The following is a 6,155-nucleotide window of genomic DNA, read 5'->3' as shown; positions in this document are numbered from 1 at the left end:
AAAAGCCTTTAAAGGGCAAGAGAATGAAGTTGGTAATTTGATCATAGAGGTAAATAATACAAAAACAGATGCTAATATATGTTTAAAAGTAGGAGAAAGAGAAGTTTGGATTTGTAATGTAGATTTGCGAATTAATGAAATTGAAGAGTGGCAATAATAAAATTGATATAATATTATGGGAAAAACCTATGTATATAATGATGGTACTTCTAAAAAAGTAAAACAAGAAGATTTAAAATTGGAGTTTGGTCTGTTTTTTGATGGAACAGCCAATAACTTGTATAATACTGATGCTCGAAAATACGCAATTTATGAGAAAAAATTTCATAATAAAACATTAAGCAAGCGAGGAAAGAAAGAAATATATCGCATTTGGGAAGACTATCCTGAAAAAGAGGACTCTACACATAAATACACACGTAAAGATCTCAGAGATGCATATAAGAAAGGTGAAAAAGATGTTAGTTATGGGAATGATCATACTAATGTTGCTCGTATGTACCTTAATTCTGAAAGAAATGATTATGCCATCTATATAGAGGGCGTAGGAACTGGAGACTTAAAAAATGATGAAAGTAATCCTGGTATTTCACTTGCTATTGGTGTATATGGACTGATCGAAAAAGTGAGGAAGGGAAGTAAAGAATTAGCAATGAGAATTAAAAATTCTATTGATAAAAATATGATAGGAGGAGACACTTATAAAAATATAGAAATTACAATTGATGTTTTTGGCTTTAGTAGAGGAGCAACAGCGGCAAGACATTTTTTATTTCAGATATCTCACGACAAGCATTTAGAGACAATAGAAAAAGAAATGAGAGTAGATAATACTACTTATTGGTCGGTTTCTGTTGTAGAAGCAGAAAAAAGTGAGTTCAAAATATTTTTAGGGAAGTTATTAAATAAAAAAATAGTAGAGAATTTAAAAATAAATATACGTTTTGCTGGATTATATGATACTGTAGCTTCTTACGATCCTGAATATATTACAGTAGGGAATCCTAATCCTCCAAAAATACATATTCCTGATTTTAAAAAAAATATTCATTTATTACATCTAAATGAAATAGGTGATCCAATGTTGGCAATTCATTTTACAGCATTAGATGAAATTCGTGAATACTTCTCCCTAACTCGATTATCTCATTCCAAAGCAATTGAGAAAAATTTGCCAGGAGCCCACTCTGATGTAGGAGGAAGTTATGATTGTGATGGGGTGAATCTATATGAAAAGGTAATACTTGGCCAAAATTTGACACATTTTAAAGACTTAAAAAATCTTAAACAAGAAATGATCAAAGAAGGGTGGTATTCAGAAGGAGAATTAGAGCTGAAAGATTTTACTTATCCTGCCCAAAATGAACTTATAGGAACAAGAATTGTAATGGGAGAATATAGCTACCTTCCTTTGTTATGGATGTCTAAATATGCTTCTTTTTTAATTGAAGAAGAGAAGATTTGTTTTCTAAATATTGAAAATACATATAATATTGAAAGTGAAGATACTTTAAAAAAAGTGAAAACATATTTAGAAAGTACTACTTTTAAAGAATTAACTCAGATGGAGAATGGAATAAAAAATATATTTGAGTTAAAGACATTTATACAAAAAGATAGTAAAGTAAAAGAAGATTGGACTTTCAAATCAGGAAAGAAACAAAATTTATTAAAAAACCTTCGGCATAGATATTTGCATCAGTCTGCTAGTTATGAAAATGCAGGAGGGGAAAATTTTAAATATCCCTTTGTAGAACCCAATAAACCTGCTGAAGATAGAAAAAGAATAGAAATTCCAGGCTAATAGATGAAGTATGAAAAGTAAAAATAATATCTATTCATTTATTACTTTCTTTATAAAAACAGGAAGTAAATATATTCGAAACGTAAGAATAAGGGAATTTTTTCTTGAAAAGAAAGTAATATTTCATTTCTTAGCTTTAAATTATAACTATGGAATAAATGAAGAAGATATTTCCTTGTTTAAAAAAGCAATTTCTTTTCTTTTTAATGAAATTATCTTAGAAATAGAGTATTATGACACTGAGTGCACTGAAATAAAGTCTCAGAAAGTACGAAATCAAGATACTTTAAAAGAAAATTGGAATAAGCTTAAAACAGAACTCCTTGTTGAAAATAAAGGAGTTTACATTGAAGAATATTTTCAACAAATTGACAAAATTATTAATAATACTGATTTATTGTTAGATTTTGTATACCAACATTCGGTATATGGTGTCTTTTTGAAAGCAAAAGATAATATGCAGTCTATATTCTATCAGGACAATACTCTAAAAGAGACAAGTTGTATAGATACAGATTTAAGGTATGAAATTTTAATTAAGAAAAAACAATAATTATGAGTTGGTTATTTGGCAATAAGAAACAAAAATATATTGAAAACTTAAAAAAAAACAATAAGATACGAGAGGAAAAAGAAAGGGAAGAATCCGATATTATTGCTATTGGAAAAATTTCTCCTGAAATTCAAGAAAAACGTGAAATAGAAAGAGAATTATCCAAAGGAAGTGAGGAAATGAAACCTATAAAAGCTTCTCAACAAAAAGAATTAAAATCTAAACAAGACCAGCTTTTTGTAATAGATGGAGCTAAAGTAAAGTTTGGCCCTCATATAGGTACTTTTAAAGTTTTAAATAAAACCCCTACCATCCAAAGTAAAACTATAGGTACTGAAATAGAAAAAAGCCCTGCTAACTTTACATTTATGGATGGATTTCAGCTATTGACTCTAACACAATGGCAAGATGTTGGAACGGTTAAATTTCAAGATAACTTAGCTCTAATAAAGAAATCTACTATTATGGGTACAGGCAAAATGCCTCCTGCCAATGCTCCTATTGAAAGTGGTAAAATAGAGTTTATAGACTCAGGACAAATAAATGTTCCTGAAAATATAGATACTACAGGAATGCCCTTGCCAGAATATATGCCTAAACCTCAAATTATAGAGGTTTATTATACAGATCTTGAAGGAAATAAAATAGACAAACGAAAAATAGGACAAGAGATGTATTTAGTCATTGAAGGAAATAAACTTGAGGGTAAAAAAGCTAATTTTGACTTATATGATAATGAAATGGACTTTGAATATAATGGAGAGCGTTTAAAGGATGATATTCTTAAAGGATACACTTTTAAGAATCCTAAAACAGAAAAAATAAAATTAAAAGCTATTGAAGCTAAAAAATAAGTACTATGGGAGGTATACGTATAATATTAGAAGAAACTAAACAAGAAGTAATTGCTAAATTAGGGCTTACAGAAAATGATTTTTTACCTATAGTAAAATGCATAGATAAGGGGTATAATGAGGCTCATTTAGAAGATACTTTGGAAAGAAGTAGGACAGAAATAGCTAAAAATATCTCTGAAAAATTAGATGAAAAGAATAGAAATTATCATATTTTTGTTCTTACAACACCTAATAAAAAAATAAATCTTTCAATAACTGCATCCAAAGGTAGTAAAAATTGTGTTCATAATGATGTAGGATATATTACAACTGAAATTGAGCCTAAAAATTATGAGAAAGAAATTTCAGTAAAAATAACTAATGAAGAAAATCCTAATAATGAAGAGATTTCTTATGAAAAGAATTTAAAACTTTCTGTTGATATAAATTCAAATAAACAATCTATATCTTTTTTTATTAATTTTTACGCACAAAAAACTAAAGATAGTAAAGAAAAAATTTGTTGTGGTAGAATGCAAATTACCATACCTAACAATATAGAATATGTATATTATACAGCAGGAGGCAAGTTTTTAGGAGGTAATGAAAATAGCCAACGAGTATATATTGCAAATGAGAAAAAATATGAAGAAGCTAAGAAAGAAGGTAAGTGGGGTATTGTAAATAGAGAAAACTATTTGTTAAAAGAAAACGGAAACCCTATATCACATAAAGAATTTTGTAATAATGCTTATATTATATACAAAGAAGTCTCAGCTACTACTAATAAAGAATCGGCTTTATGGTGTGCTCATACGATTAATAATGCAGTACAAAGAGGAGGAAAACCAGTTAATTATGGGGCTAAAACTATAAATGAATTATTAAAAAAGGATACTTACTCAACAATTAAAAAGAAAGATAAGTTAAATTTACTGCCAACAGGAAGTTTTCCCATCTTGTATGAGTATGTAAGATATGGATTAATTGATGTATACCTAGAGCACAAAGATCCCACACATAATGCTTTTTTTTGGGATGGATTGGATTTTTTCTCTGAAATAAAAGATAAAAATGGAGTAAAAAAAGAATTAGGCCATAATAAATTTAAGGAATATTTTTCCGTTACTATTGATGCTAATATCTTGAAAGAATCTATGGATTTTTGGGCTATACCAGATAACATTAATAAAGTTAATAAAAATGCTGTAATAAGCGATATTTTTAAAGAAAACTATAAAGAAAAGGCTGTCTCTGAGGGAACAATTGAAAATAACTCAAATTATTTTAAAGCAATCAAAAATACAACTAAAACACGATATTTCCACCTTGAGGCTACAGGGTTTAAATCAGGAACTATTTTTTGGAAAATATTTTGATTTTGTAAAAACTATTGCAGTCTACTAAAAAGTTACCTTTATTAGTTGAATCTACCATTTAAGATTTTAGATGTTTTTTTAAAGGGGGGTAAATGTATTTTCTTTTTTATATAAGATATTTTTATAAATATAAAAAGAAAGGCTATACTTTTGTCAAAATACCAATAATTGTAAATATTCTTAATTTATGAAAAATGTTTTTTTTATTTTAGTAAGTATTGCTTTTATAGTTTTGGCTATTATTTTTATAAGCAAAAAGAATTCTCAAATAATAAAATTAGATAACAATACCCACAAGAAACTTATTCTTGCAACTAAAAAAGTTAAATCAAATGATAAGCATGATACAATTATAACTCCAAAAGATTATGATTGTAAGGAAGATTTTTACAGATATTCTAATTACCAAAAAAAATTTAATCTTTATATCTCTACTTTTTATGAAATTGATGAAGCTATAAAAACTCCCAATAATGATAGTATTGCTATATTAAGACCTTATTATTCTACACTTGGAGCAACAAATTGCCTTCCTAACAGAGAGTATGAATGGTTACTTTTGATAAAAAAGGGCAATGATAACACTAAGTATAAAATCTATAAACAAGTTTTATATTCTGTTCATTATCATAGTGTTCATTCATTATCAACTTATAAAAATGGATTTATAATAAATGTAGATATGTCAGGTAATAATTATTTTGGTTCAAAAATCTATGTAAATTCTCAATATTGTATAGACAGTATTTATATTGAATCGTGGGGACACCATCAATATGAAAAGACTTATAAATACAAGAATTTTTCATTGGATAAATTCACCTATCATCACATTGATAATCTACGTGAAGAAAGCGACAAAATGGATAATAAAAAACGCAAAAAAGAAGGACTCCCTATCATACTGTGAAATCACTCCCCTCCCTCTTCTTTCTTTATCAAATGCGCTAATTCAGGGTCATTTTCAATACGGGTGAGCTCATCGGTAATGAGTTGGATGATATCGGTTTTTACTTGCTTGTAATTGGCTTGGATTTGTTGTTGCATTTGGTCTTCTCCGTTTTCATCTTCAAAGGAAAGAATTTGAGGTATTTTCTGGTAGGCTTTGGTCTCAGCAGCTACTTTCTCATTATCCACTATTATCTGAGCGTGGAATATCTTCTGATCGATACGCTCGTCAAAATTATCAGAAACGGCTCCTACAAACATTCCTTGGGTGAGATTGGATATTTTGCTAGCTGGAATCAAACTATCCAATTGTGTAGATATGGAGGTAGAGGTATCATTGCGGTTGATAGTAGTAGATTGCCTTTTCTGCAATACCTTTCCAAACCGCTCTGAGAGTGTTTTCGCTGTTTCCCCTACTACTTGTCCGCTAAAGATATTCCCCACTGTATTTTGTATTACCTTGCTTTCCTTATCGCCATAATCACGAGTAAGCTGTGAGTAATCTTGGAATCCTAAACAAACGGCTACTTTATTGCTTCGGGCAGTAGCTATCAGGTTATCTAAGCCTCTGAAATAAATCGTAGGCAACTCGTCAATAATCACAGAGGATTTGAGCTGTCCTTTCTTGTTGATGA

General features: G+C 29.0%; 6 protein-coding genes. 5 read left to right on the top strand and 1 reads right to left on the bottom strand.

Going from position 1 to position 6,155, the window contains the following annotated elements; all coding sequences use genetic code 11:
• Positions 1-175 precede the first annotated feature (175 nt).
• From Q0625_RS00030 to Q0625_RS00010, 5 genes are all read left to right on the top strand, one after another.
• The gene (locus Q0625_RS00030; protein ID WP_298822827.1) at positions 176-1,804 is read left to right on the top strand and encodes a DUF2235 domain-containing protein; all 1,629 of its coding nucleotides are present in this window, start codon (positions 176-178) and stop codon (positions 1,802-1,804) included.
• Between the two features lie 10 nt (positions 1,805-1,814).
• On the top strand, positions 1,815-2,357 hold the full coding sequence (locus Q0625_RS00025) for a hypothetical protein (RefSeq protein WP_298822826.1): 543 nt from the start codon (positions 1,815-1,817) through the stop codon (positions 2,355-2,357).
• 2 nt (positions 2,358-2,359) lie between these two features.
• On the top strand, positions 2,360-3,211 hold the full coding sequence (locus Q0625_RS00020) for a hypothetical protein (protein WP_298822824.1): 852 nt from the start codon (positions 2,360-2,362) through the stop codon (positions 3,209-3,211).
• Between the two features lie 5 nt (positions 3,212-3,216).
• Positions 3,217-4,572, top strand: a complete 1,356-nt coding sequence (locus Q0625_RS00015) for a hypothetical protein (RefSeq protein ID WP_298822822.1) — start codon at positions 3,217-3,219, stop codon at positions 4,570-4,572.
• Between the two features lie 187 nt (positions 4,573-4,759).
• Positions 4,760-5,482, top strand: a complete 723-nt coding sequence (locus Q0625_RS00010; protein ID WP_298822820.1) for a hypothetical protein — start codon at positions 4,760-4,762, stop codon at positions 5,480-5,482.
• 2 nt (positions 5,483-5,484) lie between these two features.
• Here the strand turns inward: Q0625_RS00010 and Q0625_RS00005 are convergent.
• Positions 5,485-6,155, bottom strand: a 671-nt coding sequence (locus Q0625_RS00005; protein WP_298822818.1) for a TraM recognition domain-containing protein, incomplete at its 5' end; no start/stop codon positions are given.

The sequence above is a fragment of the uncultured Capnocytophaga sp. genome, from assembly GCF_938029845.1.
In the GTDB taxonomy this organism is placed as follows: Bacteria; Bacteroidota; Bacteroidia; order Flavobacteriales; family Flavobacteriaceae; genus Capnocytophaga.
This window is presented reverse-complemented; position numbering and strand designations above follow the sequence as displayed.